The 18,478-nt window shown below is 74.3% G+C and carries 17 protein-coding genes and 1 pseudogene; 14 read left to right on the top strand and 4 right to left on the bottom strand.

The genetic code is table 11. The features are described 5' to 3' along the window. Positions 1–100 precede the first annotated feature (100 nt). Positions 101–841, top strand: a complete 741-nt coding sequence (locus LG634_RS36530) for an SseB family protein (protein WP_226740726.1) — start codon at positions 101–103, stop codon at positions 839–841. Positions 842–932: 91 nt separating this feature from the next. Here LG634_RS36530 and LG634_RS36525 read toward each other — a convergent pair whose 3' ends face one another. After that, entirely contained in the window at positions 933–1,292 is a 360-nt protein-coding gene (locus LG634_RS36525) for a DUF1844 domain-containing protein (RefSeq protein WP_226740723.1), read from the bottom strand. A gap of 340 nt (positions 1,293–1,632) precedes the next feature. Here LG634_RS36525 and infC point away from each other — a divergent pair, with 340 nt between their 5' ends. The 9 genes from infC to LG634_RS36480 all read left to right on the top strand — a co-directional run bounded on the left by infC (position 1,633) and on the right by LG634_RS36480 (position 12,082). Then, positions 1,633–2,361, top strand: a complete 729-nt coding sequence (gene infC / locus LG634_RS36520) for a translation initiation factor IF-3 (protein ID WP_226740722.1) — start codon at positions 1,633–1,635, stop codon at positions 2,359–2,361. Positions 2,362–2,462: 101 nt separating this feature from the next. Then, positions 2,463–2,657 carry a 50S ribosomal protein L35 gene (rpmI, locus tag LG634_RS36515; protein ID WP_030192941.1) on the top strand — a complete coding sequence of 65 codons (195 nt, stop codon included), beginning with the start codon at positions 2,463–2,465 and terminating at the stop codon, positions 2,655–2,657. A 101-nt stretch (positions 2,658–2,758) separates the two neighbouring features. Then, entirely contained in the window at positions 2,759–3,145 is a 387-nt protein-coding gene (gene rplT / locus LG634_RS36510) for a 50S ribosomal protein L20 (RefSeq protein ID WP_226740720.1), read from the top strand. Between the two features lie 143 nt (positions 3,146–3,288). Beyond that, entirely contained in the window at positions 3,289–4,146 is an 858-nt protein-coding gene (locus LG634_RS36505) for a TrmH family RNA methyltransferase (protein ID WP_226740718.1), read from the top strand. Positions 4,147–4,199: 53 nt separating this feature from the next. Continuing rightward, positions 4,200–5,354 (top strand): sensor histidine kinase, encoded by a 1,155-nt coding sequence (locus LG634_RS36500; RefSeq protein ID WP_226740716.1) that lies wholly within the window; start codon positions 4,200–4,202, stop codon positions 5,352–5,354. Positions 5,355–5,486: 132 nt separating this feature from the next. Further along, complete coding sequence (pheS, locus tag LG634_RS36495) at positions 5,487–6,614, top strand: phenylalanine--tRNA ligase subunit alpha (protein ID WP_226740715.1); 1,128 nt, start codon at positions 5,487–5,489, stop codon at positions 6,612–6,614. After that, positions 6,614–9,142, top strand: a complete 2,529-nt coding sequence (pheT, locus tag LG634_RS36490) for a phenylalanine--tRNA ligase subunit beta (protein WP_226740713.1) — start codon at positions 6,614–6,616, stop codon at positions 9,140–9,142. Before pheS ends, pheT begins: the two co-directional genes overlap by 1 nt. Before the next feature lie 209 nt (positions 9,143–9,351). Next, positions 9,352–10,449, top strand: coding sequence for a PP2C family protein-serine/threonine phosphatase (locus LG634_RS36485; RefSeq protein ID WP_226740711.1), 1,098 nt, complete (start codon positions 9,352–9,354; stop codon positions 10,447–10,449). Between the two features lie 283 nt (positions 10,450–10,732). Further along, the gene (locus LG634_RS36480) at positions 10,733–12,082 is read left to right on the top strand and encodes an NsdA family TPR-like regulatory protein (protein WP_226740710.1); all 1,350 of its coding nucleotides are present in this window, start codon (positions 10,733–10,735) and stop codon (positions 12,080–12,082) included. A gap of 141 nt (positions 12,083–12,223) precedes the next feature. Here the strand turns inward: LG634_RS36480 and LG634_RS36475 are convergent, their stop codons facing one another. Then, positions 12,224–13,096 (bottom strand): 3-hydroxybutyryl-CoA dehydrogenase, encoded by an 873-nt coding sequence (locus LG634_RS36475; protein WP_226740709.1) that lies wholly within the window; start codon positions 13,094–13,096, stop codon positions 12,224–12,226. 187 nt (positions 13,097–13,283) lie between these two features. On the opposite strand from LG634_RS36475, the gene LG634_RS36470 reads away from it, so the two are divergent. Next, positions 13,284–14,600 (top strand): glycoside hydrolase family 10-like protein, encoded by a 1,317-nt coding sequence (locus LG634_RS36470; protein ID WP_226740725.1) that lies wholly within the window; start codon positions 13,284–13,286, stop codon positions 14,598–14,600. 10 nt (positions 14,601–14,610) lie between these two features. On the opposite strand, the gene LG634_RS36465 is transcribed toward LG634_RS36470, so the two are convergent. Both LG634_RS36465 and LG634_RS36460 read right to left on the bottom strand, forming a co-directional pair. Next, the gene (locus LG634_RS36465) at positions 14,611–14,808 is read right to left on the bottom strand and encodes a DUF1918 domain-containing protein (RefSeq protein ID WP_226740707.1); all 198 of its coding nucleotides are present in this window, start codon (positions 14,806–14,808) and stop codon (positions 14,611–14,613) included. Between the two features lie 122 nt (positions 14,809–14,930). After that, positions 14,931–15,968, bottom strand: a complete 1,038-nt coding sequence (locus LG634_RS36460) for a DMT family transporter (RefSeq protein WP_226740706.1) — start codon at positions 15,966–15,968, stop codon at positions 14,931–14,933. Here LG634_RS36460 and LG634_RS36455 point away from each other — a divergent pair. From LG634_RS36455 to LG634_RS36445, 3 genes and pseudogenes are all read left to right on the top strand, one after another. Then, the gene (locus LG634_RS36455; protein ID WP_226740705.1) at positions 15,967–17,400 is read left to right on the top strand and encodes an aminotransferase-like domain-containing protein; all 1,434 of its coding nucleotides are present in this window, start codon (positions 15,967–15,969) and stop codon (positions 17,398–17,400) included. The genes LG634_RS36460 and LG634_RS36455 overlap by 2 nt on opposite strands. A gap of 77 nt (positions 17,401–17,477) precedes the next feature. Then, the gene (locus LG634_RS36450) at positions 17,478–18,245 is read left to right on the top strand and encodes an N-acetyltransferase (RefSeq protein ID WP_226740703.1); all 768 of its coding nucleotides are present in this window, start codon (positions 17,478–17,480) and stop codon (positions 18,243–18,245) included. A 106-nt stretch (positions 18,246–18,351) separates the two neighbouring features. Next, positions 18,352–18,478: pseudogene (locus tag LG634_RS36445) on the top strand (N-acetyl-gamma-glutamyl-phosphate reductase); the annotation flags it as partial.

Raw genomic sequence — 18,478 nt, 5'->3', positions numbered from 1 at the left:
GGGCGGTGCTGCTGGCCGCGGGCCTGCTCCTCGCGCGCCGCCGCCGGGGGCCGGACGCCGGACGGGGCGGGCGCCGGGCAGGGGATAGGGTCGGGTGATTGTGGCCCTGAAGAACATTCCCGACCCCGGTTTCTCCGACGACGACGGCACCGCCGACCCACGGCTGAGCGCGGCCCTGGCCGCCTGGGCCGAGGACAGATCCGCCGAACCGGAAGTCCTCGCGGCGCTCGCCGGCGCCCGCCTGCTGGTGCCGGTCGTCGCCGTGCTCGGCGAGGTCGAGGAGGACCCGGAGACCGGGCTGCGCCGGGAGAAGACCAGCGACATGGCCGTCCCCACCCTGCGGGCCGGCGACCGGCGCGCGCTGCCGGCGTTCACCTCGACCGCATCGCTGGCGCGGTGGGACCCCGCGGCCCGCCCGGTGGCCGTACCCCTCCACCAGGCCCTGCAGGCCGCCGCCCACGAGCGGGCCGACACCGTCGTCCTCGACATGGCCGGGCCGGTCACCTACCAGCTGACCGGGGCCGCGCTCCGCGCCCTCGCCGAGGGCCGCACCACCGCCGACCCGCTCGCCGACCCCGCCGTCACCGAGGCGGTACGGGCCGCCGTCGCCGCCGAGCCGGCCGTGCTGCGGGCCCACCTCGCACCGCGCGGCCCGGCCGCGGACGGCGTCCTGGTGATCGTCCTCGCCGACGGAACCGACGCCCCGGCCGCGGCCCGGCGGGTGGCCGAGTCCCTCGCCGCCGACGAAACCCTCCGGGCCCGGCTCGTCCACGGCCTCGACCTGGCCCTGCTCCCGGCCACCGCCCCGGCGCCCCCCGGGCCCCCGCTCTTCACCCGCTGACGGACGCGGCCCCGCAACGCCGCGGGGCCGGCACCCGGACACGTGGTCCGGGTGCCGGCCCCGGCACGGCGAAGGGGAACGGCGGGTGCGGTCAGGCGTAGACCGGGCCCGTGAACTTCTCGCCCGGGCCCTGGCCCGGCTCGTCCGGGACGATCGACGCCTCGCGGAAGGCCAGCTGGAGGGACTTCAGGCCGTCGCGCAGCGGGGCCGCGTGGAAGGAGCTGATCTCGGTGGCGCTCGCGGTGACCAGGCCGGCCAGGGCCGTGATCAGCTTGCGGGCCTCGTCGAGGTCCTTGTGCTCGGAGTCCGGCTTGTCCAGGCCCAGGTTGACCGCGGCGGCGCTCAGCAGGTGGACGGCCACCGTGGTGATCACCTCGACGGCGGGCACCTCCGCGATGTCGCGGGTCAGGGTGTCGTAGTCGGGGGTGGTGGGGGGCGTCGCGTCAGTCATGGCTCCCACGATAAGCCGTGCGGCCCACCCGGACGACGCGGGTCCGCTCCCGCAGCGGAACGGACCCGGTTCGCGCCCCACCCCCGGGGCTGCTAACCTTGTGTGACGACCGGCCGGAGACGTATGTCCCCGGCCCACAAGTGGAGGCTCCGTACTCCCACCCGACCGACCTCACGGACGGCGGGTCACCGGTCAGGTGGCATCCATCGTTCCGTACGGACGATGGAACGCTGCTGATGTGCGCCCCGCATGGTTTCACGCGGCGGTGCTCCGGTTTCATGGAGCCCCCCGCCTGTGTCCGTTCCGGGGCATTTTTTGTTTCCCGGTGCGGTTGGTCTTGATGACACAGACGTCACGCGGCTGTCCTCCAGGCAGCCGTTGGTGCAACCGAGGAGGATCCATCAGCACCGAGCCCCGCATCAACGACCGGATTCGCGTTCCCGAGGTGCGACTTGTCGGTCCCAGCGGCGAGCAGGTCGGGATTGTTCCGCTCGCCAAGGCGCTGGAGCTTGCCCAGGAATACGACCTGGACCTGGTCGAGGTCGCCGCTTCGGCGCGTCCCCCGGTCTGCAAGCTCATGGACTACGGCAAGTTCAAGTACGAGTCGGCCATGAAGGCCCGTGAGGCGCGCAAGAACCAGGCGCACACGGTCATCAAGGAAATGAAGCTCCGGCCGAAGATCGACCCGCACGACTACGACACCAAGAAGGGTCACGTCGTCCGGTTCCTCAAGCAGGGTGACAAGGTCAAGATCACGATCATGTTCCGTGGTCGCGAGCAGTCCCGGCCGGAGCTCGGCTACCGACTGCTGCAGCGTCTGGCGGAGGACGTCCAGGACCTCGGTTTCGTCGAGTCGAACCCGAAGCAGGACGGCCGCAACATGATCATGGTCCTCGGTCCGCACAAGAAGAAGACCGAGGCGATGGCCGAAGCCCGCGAGGCGCAGGCCGCCCGCAAGGCCGAGCGCCAGGGCCACTCCGCGGAGGCGTCCCAGGACGTCGCCGACGAGGCCCCCGCAGCTGAGGCGGCCGCCGAGGCCCCCGCAGCCGAGGAATCCGCCGAGGCCTGATCCCGGAGCAGCCCGCCCCGGATCAATCGACACAACTGACGCTCCCGGCGCCGGTCCGCAAGGGCCGGTGGGAGCGCCACCGACGAGGAGACAACGGCGCCATGCCGAAGAACAAGACGCACAGCGGTTCCAAGAAGCGCTTCAAGATCACCGGCTCCGGCAAGGTGCTCCGCGAGCGTGCCGGCAAGCGCCACCTGCTTGAGCACAAGTCGTCCAAGCTGACGCGTCGCCTCACCGGCAACGCCGAGATGGCCCCGGGCGACGCCGCGAAGATCAAGAAGCTTCTCGGCAAGTGACGTTCTTCCGCTCCCCCTCGGGAGCGGGACGTCGAGACCGGGACCCCATCGAATTCGGGCCGTGTGACGACACCCACGGCCCCGCTACAAGGAGTTAAAAAGTGGCACGCGTCAAGCGGGCAGTAAACGCCCACAAGAAGCGCCGGGCGATCCTCGAGGCCGCCTCCGGCTACCGCGGTCAGCGTTCGCGCCTGTACCGCAAGGCCAAGGAGCAGGTCACCCACTCGCTGGTCTACAACTACAACGACCGCAAGAAGCGCAAGGGCGACTTCCGTCAGCTGTGGATCCAGCGCATCAACGCCGCTGCCCGCCAGAACGGCATGACGTACAACCGCCTCATCCAGGGTCTGAAGGCCGCCAACATCGAGGTGGACCGCAAGATGCTGGCCGAGCTGGCCGTGAACGACGGCAACGCGTTCGCCGCCCTCGTCGAGGTCGCGCAGAAGGCCCTCCCGGCCGACGTCAACGCCCCGAAGGCCGCCGCCTGATCCAGGCCCCCTTCGCCGAGGCCGCTCGGAGCCTCACCGCCCAGCGCCTCATCGGCATGAGCCCGGACCCGCAGGCCCCGCGCCTGCGGGTCCGGTGCGTTTGAACGACCCCCTTCGCACGTACGGAAGAGAGCCGACCTCCCATGGCAACCCCCGCCGAGCCGATCTCCCCGCGGTCCCCCCGGGTGGCCGCCGCCCGCCGACTCGCGCGGCGCAACTTCCGTACCAAGGAGCGCCGGTTCATCGCCGAGGGGCCGCAGGCCGTCCGCGAGGCCGTCGCGCACCGCGGCGAGGCCGGACCGACCCTGATCGAGCTGTTCGCGACCGCCGAGGCCGCCGAGCGGTACGCCGACATCGTCGAGGCCGCCCGCGCCGCCGGGGCCCGCGTCCACCACGCCTCCGACGAGGTGCTCGCCGAGGTCTCCCAGACCGTCACCCCGCAGGGCCTCGTCGGCGTCTGCCACTTCCTCGACTCGCCCTTCGAGGACATCCTCAAGGCGCAGCCCCGGCTCGTCGCCGTCCTCGCACACGTCCGCGACCCCGGGAACGCCGGCACCGTGCTGCGCTGCGCCGACGCCGCCGGCGCCGACGCGGTCGTCCTCACCGACGCCTCCGTCGACCTGTACAACCCGAAGTCCGTCCGCGCCTCCGTCGGCTCCCTCTTCCACCTGCCGGTGGCCGTCGGCGTCCCCGTCGAGCAGGCCGTCGCGGGCCTGCGGGCCGCCGGGGTGCGGATCCTGGCCGCGGACGGCGCCGGCGCCGACGACCTCGACGCCGAGCTCGACGCCGGCACCATGGGCGGCCCCACCGCCTGGGTCTTCGGCAACGAGGCCTGGGGCCTGCCCGAGGAGACCCGCGCCCTCGCCGACGCCGTGGTCCGGGTCCCGATCCACGGCAAGGCCGAGAGCCTGAACCTCGCCACGGCCGCCGCCGTGTGCCTGTACGCCTCCGCGCGTGCACAGCGGGCGTCCGGAGGGTGCCGCTCCGTCACCCCCAGCTAGTAATGTGGCGGCCCGGGGCCCACGGCGCACTCGGAGATGTGGGGTACGGGGACATGACCGTCGGTACGAACAGCTCGCCGCACGTGCACGGGGCGGCGGTGCCCGGCCCCGTGCCCCGGCAGCCGCACCCCGTCCCGGACCGCCTCCCGCCGGCCGGTGACGCCCCCGCCTTCGGGCTGGACCCGGACGACCTCCCGGACGGCCTCGTCGTGGCCGACCACGCCGGCCGCGTCGTCTGCTTCAACCGGGCCGCCGCCCGCATCACCGCCGTCGACCCGCGCGCGGCCCTCGGCGCCCGCATCGAGAGCGCCCTGCCGCTGGAAGACCTCGAAGGCCGCCGCTGGTGGCCCCTCACCGACCCGTACGGCGGCCTCGCCACCCGCCGCGGCCAGCCCGAGCGCAACCTGCTGCTGCCCGGCGGCCGCGAGGTCCTGGTCTCCGCGCGGTACGTCCGCGAGCACCCCACCGGCCCGCTGCGCAGCCTGGTCGTCACCCTGCGCGGCACCGAGGCCCGGCGCCGCACCGAACGCAGCCACGCCGAGCTGATCGCCACCGTCGCCCACGAGCTGCGCTCCCCGCTGACCTCCGTGAAGGGCTTCACCGCCACCCTGCTGGCCAAGTGGGAGCGGTTCACCGACGACCAGAAGCGGCTCATGCTGGAGACCGTCGACGCCGACGCCAACCGGGTCACCCGGCTGATCGCCGAGCTGCTCGACATCTCCCGGATCGACTCCGGCCGCCTGGAGCTGCGCCGCCAGCCCGTGGACATCGCCACCGCCGTCGGCCGGCACGTGCAGGCCCTCACCGCCAACGGCCAGGCCCCCGAGCGCTTCCTGGTCCGCATCGGACGCCCGCTGCCCGACCTGTGGGCCGACCCCGACAAGATCGACCAGGTGCTCGGCAACCTGCTCGAAAATGCGGTGCGGCACGGCGAGGGAACCGTCACCATCGAGGTAGCCCCCCACGAGAAGGGAACCGCCGTCACCGTGACCGACGAAGGCCCCGGCATCCCCGAAGAGTCGATGGGCCGCGTCTTCACCCGCTTCTGGCGGGGCAGCAAGCGCGGCGGCACCGGCCTGGGCCTGTACATCGTCAAGGGCATCGTGGAAGCGCACGGCGGCGGCATCACGGTCGGCCGCGGCCCCGGCGGCGGCGCAGAGTTCCGATTTACCCTGCCCGTGGCAGCGCCGGCCTACCTCGCGCAGTAACCCCGCGAGCGTCTCGTCAGGCGGCCCACGGGCCCCTTCACCCCCAGCGACCTTTAGACTCGTCCTTTGGCACCTTTGTGTCCTTGTGTCGAGCGGGGACCTCCAGCCAGCCCATCGGAAGTACGGGAAGAGATGTCGGCACCGAACAAGTCGTACGACCCTGTCGAGGTCGAGGCACTGAAACCGGAAGAGATCGAGCGCATGCGGGACGAGGCGCTCGCCGCCTTCGCGGCCGCCGGCGACCTCGACGCACTGGCGCACGCGAAGACCGCCCACGCCGGCGGCACCTCGCCGCTGTCGCTCGCGAACCGCGAGATCGGCGCCCTGCCGCCGCAGGCGAAGGCCGAGGCCGGCAAGCGCGTCGGCCAGGCCCGCGGCGCCGTGAACAAGGCGTACGCACAGCGCCTCGCGGAGCTCGAGGCGGACCGCGACGAGCGCGTCCTGGTCGAGGAGGCGGTGGACGTCACGCTGCCGTACGACCGCGTGCCCGCCGGCGCCCGGCACCCCCTGACCACGCTGATGGACCGCATCGCGGACATCTTCGTGGCCATGGGGTACGAGGTCGCCGAGGGCCCCGAGGTCGAGGCGGAGTGGTTCAACTTCGACGCCCTCAACTTCACGCCCGACCACCCGGCGCGCCAGATGCAGGACACCTTCTTCGTCCAGGGCCCCAAGGGCACCGAAGGAGACGAGTCCGGCGTCGTCCTGCGCACCCACACCTCGCCGGTGCAGGCCCGCACGCTGCTCGACCGCGAGCCGCCCGTCTACGTCGTCTGCCCGGGCCGGGTCTTCCGCACCGACGAGCTGGACGCGACGCACACCCCGGTCTTCCACCAGATCGAGCTGCTTGCCGTCGACGAGGGCCTGACCATGGCCGACCTGAAGGGCACGCTGGACCACATGGTGCAGGCGCTCTTCGGCGCGGACATGACCACGCGGCTGCGCCCGAACTTCTTCCCGTTCACCGAGCCGTCCGCCGAGATGGACATGCAGTGCTACGTGTGCCGCGGCGAGTCGGTGGGCAACCCCGACCGCCCGTGCCGCACCTGCTCCAGCGAGGGCTGGATCGAGCTCGGCGGCTGCGGCATGGTCAACCCCAAGGTGCTGACCGCCTGCGGTGTGGACCCCGAGAAGTACAGCGGGTTCGCGTTCGGGTTCGGCATCGAGCGGATGCTGATGTTCCGCCACAACGTGGAAGACATGCGAGACATGGTCGAGGGTGACGTCCGGTTCACCCGGCCGTTCGGGATGGAGATCTGATGCGGGTCCCGCTTTCTTGGCTGCGGGAATACGTCGACCTGCCTGCGGGCGAGACCGGTCGTGACGTACAGGCCAAGCTCATCGATGCCGGTCTCGAAGTGGAGACCGTCGAACAGCTCGGCGCGGGCCTCAAGGGCCCCCTGGTCGTCGGCCAGGTGCTGACGATCGAGGAGCTGGAGGGCTTCCGCAAGCCGATCCGGTTCTGCACCGTCGACGTCGGCCAGGCCAACGGCACCGGCGAGCCCCAGGAGATCGTCTGCGGCGCCCGGAACTTCGCCGTCGGCGACAAGGTCGTCGTGGTCCTCCCCGGCGCCGTCCTGCCCGGCGACTTCGCGATCGCCGCGCGCAAGACGTACGGCCGCACCTCGCACGGCATGATCTGCTCCGGCGACGAGCTGGGCATGGGCGACGACGGCTCCGGCGGCATCATCGTGCTCCCCCCGGAGCACGAGGCCGGCACCGACGCGATCGAGCTCCTGGAGCTCGTCGACGAGGTCCTCGACATCGCCGTCACCCCGGACCGCGGCTACTGCCTGTCCCTGCGCGGCGTGGCCCGCGAGACCGCCACCGCGTACGGCCTGCCGCTGCGCGACCCGGCGCTCCTCGACGTGCCCGCGCCCAACTCGTACGGCTACCTGGTCCAGATCAACGACCCGCAGGGCTGCGACCGCTTCACGGCCCGCACCGTGACCGGGGTCTCCCCGGACGCCCGGTCGCCGATCTGGCTCAAGCGCCGCCTCCAGAAGGCGGGCATGCGCCCGATCTCGCTGGCCGTCGACATCACCAACTACGTGATGCTGGAGCTCGGTCAGCCGCTGCACGCCTACGACCGCAACCGCCTCGACGGCCCCATCGGGGTCCGCCGGGCCGAGCCGGGCGAGAAGTTCACCACCCTCGACGGGGTCAAGAGGACCCTCGACGCCGAGGACCTGGTGATCACCGACAACAACGGGCCGATCGGCCTGGCCGGTGTCATGGGCGGCCAGAACACCGAGATCGCCGACCCGGTGACCGACCCGGAGACCGGCGTGGTCACGGGCACCACCGACATCGTGATCGAGGCCGCGCACTTCGACGCCCTGTCGATCTCGCGCACCGCCCGCCGCCACAAGCTGTCCTCGGAGGCCTCGCGCCGCTTCGAGCGCGGCGTCGACCCGCAGGCCGCCGCCGCGGCCGCGCAGCGCACCGCCGACCTGCTCGTGCTGCTGGCCGGCGGCACCGCCGAGGCCGGCGTCACCGAGCTGACCGCCCCCTCGGCCCCGCACACCGTCGCGATGCCGGCCGACCACCCCGACAAGGTGGCCGGTGTGGCGTACGGCCGCGAGACCGTCGTGCGCCGCCTCCAGGAGGTCGGCTGCGACGTCTACGGCCAGGACGAGCTGGTCGTCACCGTGCCTTCGTGGCGCCCCGACCTGCGCGAGCCCAACGACCTCGCCGAAGAGGTCATCCGGCTGGAGGGCTACGCCAACCTGCCCTCGACCCTGCCGCAGCCCCCGTCCGGCCGCGGCCTGACCGGCCGGCAGCAGCTGCACCGCCGGGTCGGCCGCGCGCTGGCCGGCGCCGGCTACGTCGAGGCGCTGAACTACCCGTTCCTCGGCGAGCAGGTCTTCGACCAGCTCCAGCTGCCCGCGCACGACGCCGCGCGCCAGGTCGTCAAGCTCGTCAACCCGCTCTCCGACGAGGAGCCGGCGCTGCGCAGCACCCTGCTGCCGGGCCTGCTCGGGTCGCTGCGCCGCAACGACAGCCGCGGCAGCCACGACCTCGCCCTCTTCGAGACCGGCCTGGTCTTCAAGGCCGGCGCCGAGCCGGGCGTCGCGGTGCGGCTGCCCGTCGACCGCCGCCCGACCGCCGACGAGGTGGCCTCGCTGAACGCGGCACTGCCCGCCCAGCCGCGGCACGCCGCGGTGGTGCTGGCCGGCGCCCGGGAGCAGGCCGGCTGGTGGGGCAAGGGCCGTCCGTCCGACTGGGCCGACGCCGTCGAGGCCGCCCGCTCGCTGGCCCGCGAGGCCGGCGCCGAGCTGGTGGTCCGCCAGGGCCAGTACGGCCCCTGGCACCCGGGCCGGTGCGCCGAACTGCTCGTCACCCTCGACGGGGTGGAGCAGGTCATCGGCCACGCCGGCGAGCTGCACCCGCGCGTGGTCAAGGCCCTCGGCCTGCCCGACCGCACCAGCGCGATGGAGCTCGACCTCGACCGCCTCGCGGCGGCCGGCGGCCCGGCCCTGCAGGCGCCCCGGATCTCCACCTTCCCGGTGGCGACCCAGGACGTGGCGCTGATCGTCGACGCGTCCGTCCCGGCCGCCTCGGTCGAGGCCGCGCTCCGCAAGGGCGCGGGCGAACTGCTCGAGTCCCTGCGGCTGTTCGACGTCTTCACCGGCGAGCAGGTCGGCGAGGGCAAGAAGTCGCTGGCGTACGCGCTGCGGTTCCGTGCCGCCGACCGCACGCTGACGGCCGAGGAGTCCACGGCGGCCCGCGACGCGGCCGTCGCGCTGGCCGCCGAGCGCACCGGCGCGGTGCTGCGCGGCGCCTGAGCACAGGGCGGGCCGCACCGCGGCCACGGTCCGTGAGGATCATCGAGGGGCGTACCCGGGTCACCGGGTGCGCCCCTCACTCATTCGGGTGAGAACTTCTGCCCGGCCCCTGAGCAGAACCGGACGATCGGCACAATCGATCCGGTCGCGGGGGAACACAGAGTCACCGGCCGCCCCCACCGCACAGGCCTTACGGGGAGGTCGCCGGCATGATCCGTACGAGAGCGCGGTGGGCAGCGCCCGGCGAGGTCTCCCAGATGTGCCGCACGGCCGTCCTGGCCTGGGGCGCGGCGGCGGTCTCCTGGCAGCTGTGCGCCCCGGCGCCGGACGCGCTGCCGGCCCGGCTGGTCACCATCGCCGCCTTCCTGCTGCTGGCCGCGGGCACCGCGCTGTACGTGCGCCGGCCGCTGCTCGGCGAGCTGCGCCGCACCCAGGAGATCGCCGGGGCCGCCCAACAGGTCCTGCTGCGACCGCTGCCGCCCCGGATGGAAGGTCTGGCCCTGGCGGCGGCCCAGCTGTCCGCGAGCCGGGGCGCGGCGGTCGGCGGCGACCTGTACGAGGCGGTGGCCGGCCCGCACGGGGTGCGCGTGGTCATCGGCGACGTCCGCGGTCACGGACTGGCCGCCCTGGGCGCCGCGGCCGCCGTGCTCGGCAGCTTCCGGGAGGCGGCGTACGACGAACGCCGGCTCGACGGGGTGCTGCGGCGGATGGAACGGGCGCTCCAGCGCCACCTGCGGGACCGCGCCCGGTCGGAGCACCCGGCGGCCTGCGCGGGGGAGCCCGAGAGCCCGGTTGCCGAGGAGTTCGTGACGGTCCTGCTGCTGGAGATCGCCCCCGACGGCCGGATCCGGGCCCTCAACTGCGGCCACCCCTGGCCGTACCGGCTGCGCCGGGTGCCGGACGGGTACCCCGGCGGGCCCGGCGGGTACGCCGACGTCCTCGCCGGGGACGACCCGCTGCCACCGCTGGGCGCCTTCCCGCTGCCCGCCGAACTGCCCGTGCAGCTGCAGGCCCGGCTGCTGCCCGGGGAGGTGCTGTTCCTGCACACCGACGGGGCGGAGGACGCCCGGGACCGGGAGGGCCGGTACTTCCCGCTGCGCGGCGCGCTCACCGAAGCCGCGGGCGCCGCCGGGACGGTCTCGCCGGCGGGCCTGGTGGCCGGTGTGCACGCCGCGCTGCTGCGCCACACGGGCGGGCGGCTCGCCGACGACGTCGCCCTGCTGGTGGTGCGCAACGACCGCCGCCGGGTGCCCGCACAGCCGCACGGGCAGGCGGTGTGCCGGGCAGCGACTCCGCACGGGACCTGACAGGTCCCGAGAGCGGAGCCCGATCGCGGCGGCGGCCGGGGTACGCCGCCCGTCCTGCCATGGAGTGTCGGGCAGACAGCAGGACGGGCGGCGCGGGACGGGCCGTCGCACTGTACGAGGGGGAGCCGACGGCCCGGGCTGCCTCTTGGCGAGGCGCTTCAGTCAAGCGGTCCGGGACCCCTGCGCGGCAGGGTGCGCGGCGCATTTATGCGCGTATCCGGTTCACACCCCGTGTGAACTGCCCGCCGACTAGGCTGAGTCCGACGAGCCCATGGAGCGGCCCATGCAGCCCAACACCCTGCTCGACGCCCTCCTCGCGGAGGCGGGCATGTCCCACGCCGGCCTGGCGGCACACGTCAACCAGGCGGGCCGGTCCCGCGGTCTGGCCCTGCGCTACGAGCACACCGCGGTGCACCGCTGGCTCAAGGGGCAGCGGCCGCGCGGCCAGGTGCCGGACCTGATCTGCGAGGTGCTCGCCCGCCGGCTGGGCCGCAGCCTGGGCCTCGACGACATCGGCCTCGGCGTCCCCGGCCGGCCCGCCGAGAGCCGCGGCTGCCCGCTCGGCGGCTACGTGGACCGGGCCACCGCGCTGTGGCGGGCCGACGACCAGGGGCGCGCCCGACTGCTCACGGCGCGCGCGGTGACCGGCACCCCCGCCGTGATTCCGGTCTGGGAGTGGGAGAACCCGCCGGAGGACGCCGACGTGTCCCGGGCCGGACCGGTCCGGGTGGGCCCCGAGCACATCGAGGTCCTGCGGGCCGCCCGGCTGCACTACGAGCTGATGTACCGGCGGGCCGGCGGCCTGGCCACCCGGGCCCGGATCGTACGGTTCCTCGACGGCGAGGCGGCACCGCTGCTGCGCGGCAGCTACCCCGACGCCCTCGGCCGCCGGCTGCACCGGGCGGCCGGCTCGCTGGTGGCGGTGGCGGGCATCTGCGCGTACGACTCGGACGCCCACGGGCTGGCCCAGCAGTACTTCCACCAGGCGCTGCGGCTGGCGAAGGCCAGTGGGGACCGCGGACTGGGGGCGTACGTGATCGCGCTGATCGTCAACCAGTCCCTGCACCTGCGGGAGTTCCGGCAGGCGGTGGCGTTCGCCGAGACGGCGCTGCGCGCGGCCGGGCCGGGCGCCACCCCTGCACTGGCCGCCGACCTGTACGCGATGCAGGCCAAGGCCTTCGCGCAACTCGGGGACGCGGCAGCCGCGTTGGGGTGCATCCGGCAGGCCGAGGCGGCCGCGGAGCGGATCCGGCCGGGCAGTGAGCCGGAGGAGACCGGGTACGTCCAGCCGGGCCTGGTGAACGTGCAGGTGGCGGAGGCCCTGCTGGGCCTCGGTGACCTGTCCGCCGCGCACGAGCAGGCGGTCCTGGCCGTCGGAACCCCGGCGCACGACCGGGGCCGGGTGCACCGGCTCGCGGTGCTCTGCGAGATCCAGCTGCGCAGCGGCGAGGCGGACCGGGCGGTGGCCGCGGCCGCCGAGATGGCGGACCGGGCCCGTGGCATGGAGTCGCGCCGGCTCCGGGACCGGCTGCGGACGGTCCGCGCGCAGCTCCTGGCTGGCGGCTGCGCCGGTGCCGAGGAGACCGCCGCGGTCATCGACGCGGCGCTGCGGGTGCCGCTGTCGCCGACCTGAACGCGCCGGACGGCGTGCCGCCGGGCTGCCTGGCGCCGGAGCGCCCGCCGGGAGGTTCCGGCCGCCCCTCCGGCGGCCGGCATCCCTCTGCCGCACCGCTGCCGGCCCGGGCGGCCCGGCCGGGCGGCGGTGCGGACGGGGTCACCCGTACGGGTAGAAGCCCGAGCCGGTCTTGCGGCCCAGCCGGCCCGCGTCGACCATCCGCTGGAGCAGCGGGGGAGCGGCGTACAGCGGCTCCTTGTACTCGGCGTACATCGAGTCGGCGATCGAGACGATCGTGTCCAGGCCGATGAGGTCGGACAGCTTCAGCGGGCCCATCGGGTGGGCGCAGCCGAACTCCATTCCGTTGTCGATGTCCTCGCGGCTCGCGATGCCCGACTCGAACATCCGGATCGCGGAGAGCAGGTACGGCACCAGCAGCGCGTTCACCACGAAGCCGGAGCGGTCCTGGGCGCGGATCGCGTGCTTGCCGAGCACGTCGTGCACCAGCGCCTCGGCCCGCTTGACCGTCTCGTCGCCGGTGGTCAGGGCGGGGATCAGCTCGACGAGCTTCTGCACGGGCGCCGGGTTGAAGAAGTGGATGCCGATGACCTGGTCCGGCCGCGAGGTCGCGACGGCCAGCTTCACCAGCGGGATGGAGGAGGTGTTCGAGGCGAGGATCGCGTCCTGCCGGGTCACCACCTGGTCGAGCACCTGGAAGATCTCGGTCTTGACCTGCTCGTTCTCCACGACGGCCTCGATGACGAGGTCGCGGTCGGCGAACTCCCCGAGGTCGGTGGTGAACGACAGACGGGCCAGGGTCGCGTCGCGCTCCTCCTCGCTGATCTTGCCGCGTTCGGCGGCCTTGGTCAGCGAGTTGTACAGCCGGGTGCGCCCGATCTCCAGGGCTTCGCCGGTGGTCTCGGCGACCTTGACCTCAAGGCCGCTGCGGGCGCACACCTCGGCGATGCCCGCGCCCATCTGGCCACAGCCCACTACGCCGACGCGTGTGATGTCGGTAGGGAGGTCAGTCACTTCGTGCCTTTCCTGGTCAGCTGCCGGCAGGTCCCCCGTGCTCGTGAGTTGTCGTCACTGCGTTCCGGCGCCCGCCACGCCCCCCGACGTTACTCCCGACCCTGCGCGGCCGGTGGGGCCGGGGCGTGCATGCTGTCCCGGTACGGATCTTCGTCACTCAGCGAGACGGGAGTGTCACGTGACGCACATGGGGCGCAGGGGGCTGCTGGCGGGAGCGGCCGGCGCAGTGGCCGGAGCGGTGGCGGGCACCGGAGCCGGGCCGGGAGCGGGCGCGGCGGCGGCCGCCGGGCCGCCGGGCGGCACCGGGACCGGCCGGCGGGGCGGCGGGGAACCCGCCGCGGACGGGGCGGCGGAGGCGGTGACGGGCCGTCGCGGCCGGGGTCCGGAGTTCCGCGGCATGTGGATCGCCTCCGTACTCAACGTGGACTGGCCCTCCAGGACCGGCCTGTCCGCCGCCCGGCAGCGCGCCGAGCTGACGGCCCTGCTCGACACGGCCGTGAAGCGGCGGCTGAACGCGGTGGTCCTCCAGGTGCGTCCGACCGCGGACGCGCTGTGGCCCTCGGAGTTCGAGCCCTGGTCGCAGTGGCTGACCGGGGTGCAGGGCCGCGACCCCGGCTGGGACCCGCTCGGCACCGCGGTGGCCGAGGCGCACGCCCGCGGCCTCGAACTCCACGCGTGGTTCAACCCGTACCGGGTGGCCAACCACACCGACCCGAGCCGCCTGGTGTCCTGGCACCCGGCCCGCCGCCGCCCCGACTGGACCGTGGCCTACGGCGGGAAGCTCTGCTACAACCCCGGGCTGCCGGAAGTCAGGGCCTTCGTGCAGGACGCGATGCTCGACGCGGTGGAGCGCTACCCGGTGGACGCGGTGCACTGGGACGACTACTTCTACCCGTACCCGGTGGCCGGACAGACCTTCGACGACGAGGACGCCTACCGCGAGTACGGCGGTGCCTTCGAGTCCCGGGCCGCCTGGCGCCGGCACAACACGGACGCGCTGGTCGAGGAGATGTCCTGGCGGATCGCGCAGGTGCGCCCGGGGACCCGGTTCGGGATCAGCCCGTTCGGGATCTGGCGGAACAAGGGCGACGACCCGGAGGGCTCGGACACGACGGGCCTGAGCGCGTACGACGAGCTGCACGCCGACACCCGCCGCTGGGTGCGCGAGGGGTGGCTCGACTACGTCACGCCGCAGGTCTACTGGCACATCGGCAACCGGGCCGCCGACTACGCGGTGCTCGTGCCCTGGTGGGCGCGGACCGTGCGGGGCACCGGCGTGGACCTGTACGTCGGCGAGGCGCTCTACCGCAGCGACCCGGACAGCCCGACGGCGGCCTGGCGGGACCCCGCCGAGCTGTCCCGGCACCTGACGCTGGCGGCCCGGCACGCCGAGGTCCGCGGGCACGTGTTCTTCTCGGCGAAGCACGTGGCCGCGGATCCAGGCGGAGCGATGGCCCGGGTGGTGGCGGACCACTACGCGACGGCGGTGCCGCCGCGGCGGTAGGGCGGGCGGGTCAGTGGCCGGGCTCGGCGGGGTGCCGTACGACGCAGTCGGGGCCCGGGGACATCACTGCCTCGTGGCCGTCGGGGAACCGGACGCGGTAGGGCGGGGTGCCGTTTTCGCCGAGCACCTGGGTGATCTCGCCCACCTTGTCGTGCTGTCCCACGACTCTGCCGTGCTGCACCAGCTGGTCGCCCTCGGTTGCGCGCATTGCGGACCTCCTCGGCGGCGGGGTTTGCGGGGTGTGCCGGTGACAGCAGTTTACGGCGGTTCGTCATGATTGACCCCGATGAGTCCACTGGTCCCGGTCCGTCCGCCCGCGCGGGCCAGGCCTCAGGCGCGTTGGGTCACGGCGATGCAGACGAGGACCACGACGGCGGTGAGCGGGGCGGCGGCGCCCGGCTGTTCGCCCAGCAGCGCCACCGACCAGCCCAGGGTGAGCAGCGGTTGGGCGAGCTGCAGCTGGCTGGCCCGCGGAGCGCCGATGGCGGCGATCCCGCGGTACCAGAGGTAGCCGCCGAGGAAGGTGGCGCACACCCCCGCCCACACCACTCCGGTGACGGCGTGCAGGTTCAGGTGCAGCGGCTCGTACGAGAGTCCCGCCGCGGCCCCGGCCAGCGCGAGCGGCAGGCACAGCACGAGGGCCCAGCCCATCACCTGCCAGCCGGGCATCACCCGGGCCAGCCGGCCGCCCTCCACGTACCCGGCGGCGCAGACGACCAGGGCGCCCAGCAGGTAGCCGTCGGCGCCGGACCAGGCGCCGCCGCCGGTCGCCACCACGAAGCCGAGCACGGTGGCGGCGCCGGTCAGGGCCGCGGCCCAGAAGGTGCGCGAGGGCCGGCTGCCGTTGCGCACCGCGGCGAAGGCGGCCGTGGTCAGCGGCAGCAGACCGACCACGACGGCCGCGTGCGAGGTGCTGGAGGTCCGCAGGGCGAGCGTGGTGAGCAGCGGGAAGCCGACGACGACCCCGCCGCCCACTACCGCCAGCCCGGCCCAGTGCCGGCGGGCCGGCAGCGGCACGCGGAGGGCGACGAGCAGGACCCCCGCGACGGTGGCGGCGATCAGCGCCCGCACCGACACCAGCGAGAAGGGGCCGAACCCCTCCAGCGCCCAGGCGGTCGAGGGGAAGGTGGTGGAGAAGGCGAGGACGCCGAGGGCGGCGGAGAGGGTGCCGGCGCGGGCTCCCGGGCCGGTGCCGGCGGCGGGTTCGGCCGGGGCGGCGGCGTTCGCGGGGGAGCCGGCCGGGGAAGCGGCCCGTACCGGGGAGGTCCGCCCGGCGGCGGCCGCCGGGGGAGCGGTGGCCGGAGAAGCGGTCTGCGACATCGGAACCGCTATCGTCCCGTGAGTGATAGCGCTATTCTCTGCTCTCATGAACCAGCGTAGCAGCGTGGCTGAACTCGCGAGTGTGCTGCGAGCAGATCTCGACCGCTACTCGATCGGTGGAAAACTGCCGTCGAGCCGGACGCTCGTCGAGCGCCACCGGGTCAGCCCGGTGACCGTCACCCGGGCCCTCGCCCAGCTCGCCGCCGAGGGCCTGGTCGTCACCCGGCCCGGCGCCGGGGTCTTCCGCGCCGAGCCGCGTGTCCCGGCCGCCGTGCCCGCGGACACCTCCTGGCAGGAGGTCGCCCTCAGCGCCGGACCCGCCCCGGAGGCCGTACCGCGCTCCGTGGACGCCTCCGGAGTGCTCGCCTGCCTCGCCGCGCCGCCGCCCGGCGTCATCGCCCTCACCACCGGCTACCTGCACACCTCCCTCCAGCCCGAGCGGGCCATGGCCGCCGCGCTGGCCCGGGCCGGCCGCCGCCCCGGCGCCTGGACCCGTCCGCCCCTCGACGGCCTGCCCGAGCTGCGCGAATGGTTCGCCCGCGAGATCGGCGGCCCGGTCACGGCCGCCGAAGTCCTCGTCACCGCCGGCGGCCAGAGCGCCCTCACCACCGCACTGCGCGCCACCGCCCCGCCCGGCGCACCCGTCCTCGTCGAGTCCCCGACCTACCCCGGCCTGCTCGACATCGCCCGCGCCTCCGGGCTGCGCCCCGTACCCGTGCCCGTCGACGCCGAAGGGGTCCGCACCGACCTGCTCGAAGCGGCCTTCGCCGCCACCGGCGCCCGGGTGTTCGTCTGCCAGCCGCTCTTCCAGAACCCCACCGGAGCCGTGCTGCCGGCCGCCCGGCGCGCCGAGGTGCTGCGCATCGCGCGCGCCGCGGGCGCCTTCGTGGTCGAGGACGACTACGCCCGCCACCTCGGCCACGAGGACGGCGCGCGCTGGCCCGTGCCACTGGCCGCCGAGGACCCGGACGGCGTGGTCGTCCACCTCCGCACCCTGACCAAGGTCACCTCGCCCAGCCTCCGGGTGGGCGCCCTCGCCGCCCGCGGGCCGGTCCTGGAGCGGCTGCGCGCCATCCAGGTGGTCGACAGCTTCTTCGTGTCGCGGCCGCTCCAGGAGGCCGCGCTGGAGCTGGTCGGCGCCCCCGCCTGGCCCCGCCACCTGCGGTCCGTGGGCGCCGAGCTGCGCAACCGGCGCGACGTCCTGGCCCGGGAGCTGGAGCTGCGGCTGCCGGCCCTGCGGCCGGAACGGCTGCCCGCCGGCGGCTACCAGCTGTGGGTCCGGCTGCCCGACGGCACCGACGAGGCGGCGTACGCGGCGGCTGCGCTGCGCGCCGGGGTGGCGGTGGCGCCCGGCCGCCCGTTCTTCGGCGCCGAGCCGCCCGCCCCGCACCTGCGGCTGAGCTTCGCCGGGGTGGCCGGCGCGGCCGAACTCCCCGAAGCCGTCCGGAGACTGGCGGAGTGCACCCCTCCGGCCCCCTGACGGCAGGGCGGTGCGCCCCCACGTGGCGGGCGCCAAACATGTTGAACCGACCAAGATCCACTGCTTAGCCTGCGGGCATGAACGACGCGACCCGCACCCCCGACTCCCTGCACGTCACCACCCTCGCCGAGCGGCCCGAGCTGGCCGGGCGGCTGTGGGACATGAAGGACGGCTGGCCGGAGTTCGTCCAGCACGACCCGCTGGGCTGGCTCCTGTACGGCCGGATCGTGAGCGAACTGCCCGAGTACGTGCTCGTGGCCACCGACGGCGACGAGGTCGTGGCCCGCGCCTTCAGCCTGCCGTTCGCCCTGCACCGCGAGGGCCGCGGCGCCCTGCCCGACCGCGGCTGGGACCAGATCTTCCTGTGGGCCTTCTCCGACCTGCGGCACGGGGTGGCGCCGGACACCGTGAGCGCCATCGAGATCACCGTGGCGGAGGGCCGCAAGGGGTCCGGACTGTCCGGCCGGATGCTCGCGGCCATGCGCGACAACGCCCGCTCCCGCGGTTTCACCGAAGTGGTCGCCCCGGTCCGCCCCAACCTCAAGCACGCCGAGCCGGAGACCTCGATCCACGAGTACGCCTTCCGCACCCGCCCGGACGGCCTGCCGTACGACGCCTGGCTGCGGGTCCACGTCCGGGCCGGCGGCGTGATCGCCAAGGTGGCGCCCGCCTCCATGACCGTCTCGGCGGGCCTCGACGACTGGCGGTCGTGGACCGGCCTCCCCTTCGACACCCACGGCCCGGTCACCGTCCCCGGCGCCCTCGCCCCGGTCCACTGCGAGCCGGAGCTCGGCTACGCGGTCTACGTCGAGCCGAACATCTGGGTCCGCCACCCGCTGACCTGACCGGGGTCTGCGGCTCCGGCACGCGACCCCCTTCCGGCCCTCCCGGACGGGCTTTGCATAAACCTACAGCGATACGTATAGTCATGCCATCGAGGAGGAGGGTCCGATGGTGGTACGAGTCGCGGTGGCCGGGGCGAGCGGGTATGCGGGCGGTGAGCTGCTGCGCCTGCTGCTGGCCCACCCGCAGGCCGAGATCGGCGCCCTGACCGGCGCGTCGAACGCGGGCCAGCGCT

The sequence above is a fragment of the Streptomyces bambusae genome (genome assembly GCF_020532645.1).
Classification (GTDB): domain Bacteria; phylum Actinomycetota; class Actinomycetes; order Streptomycetales; family Streptomycetaceae; genus Streptomyces; species Streptomyces bambusae.
This window is presented reverse-complemented; position numbering and strand designations above follow the sequence as displayed.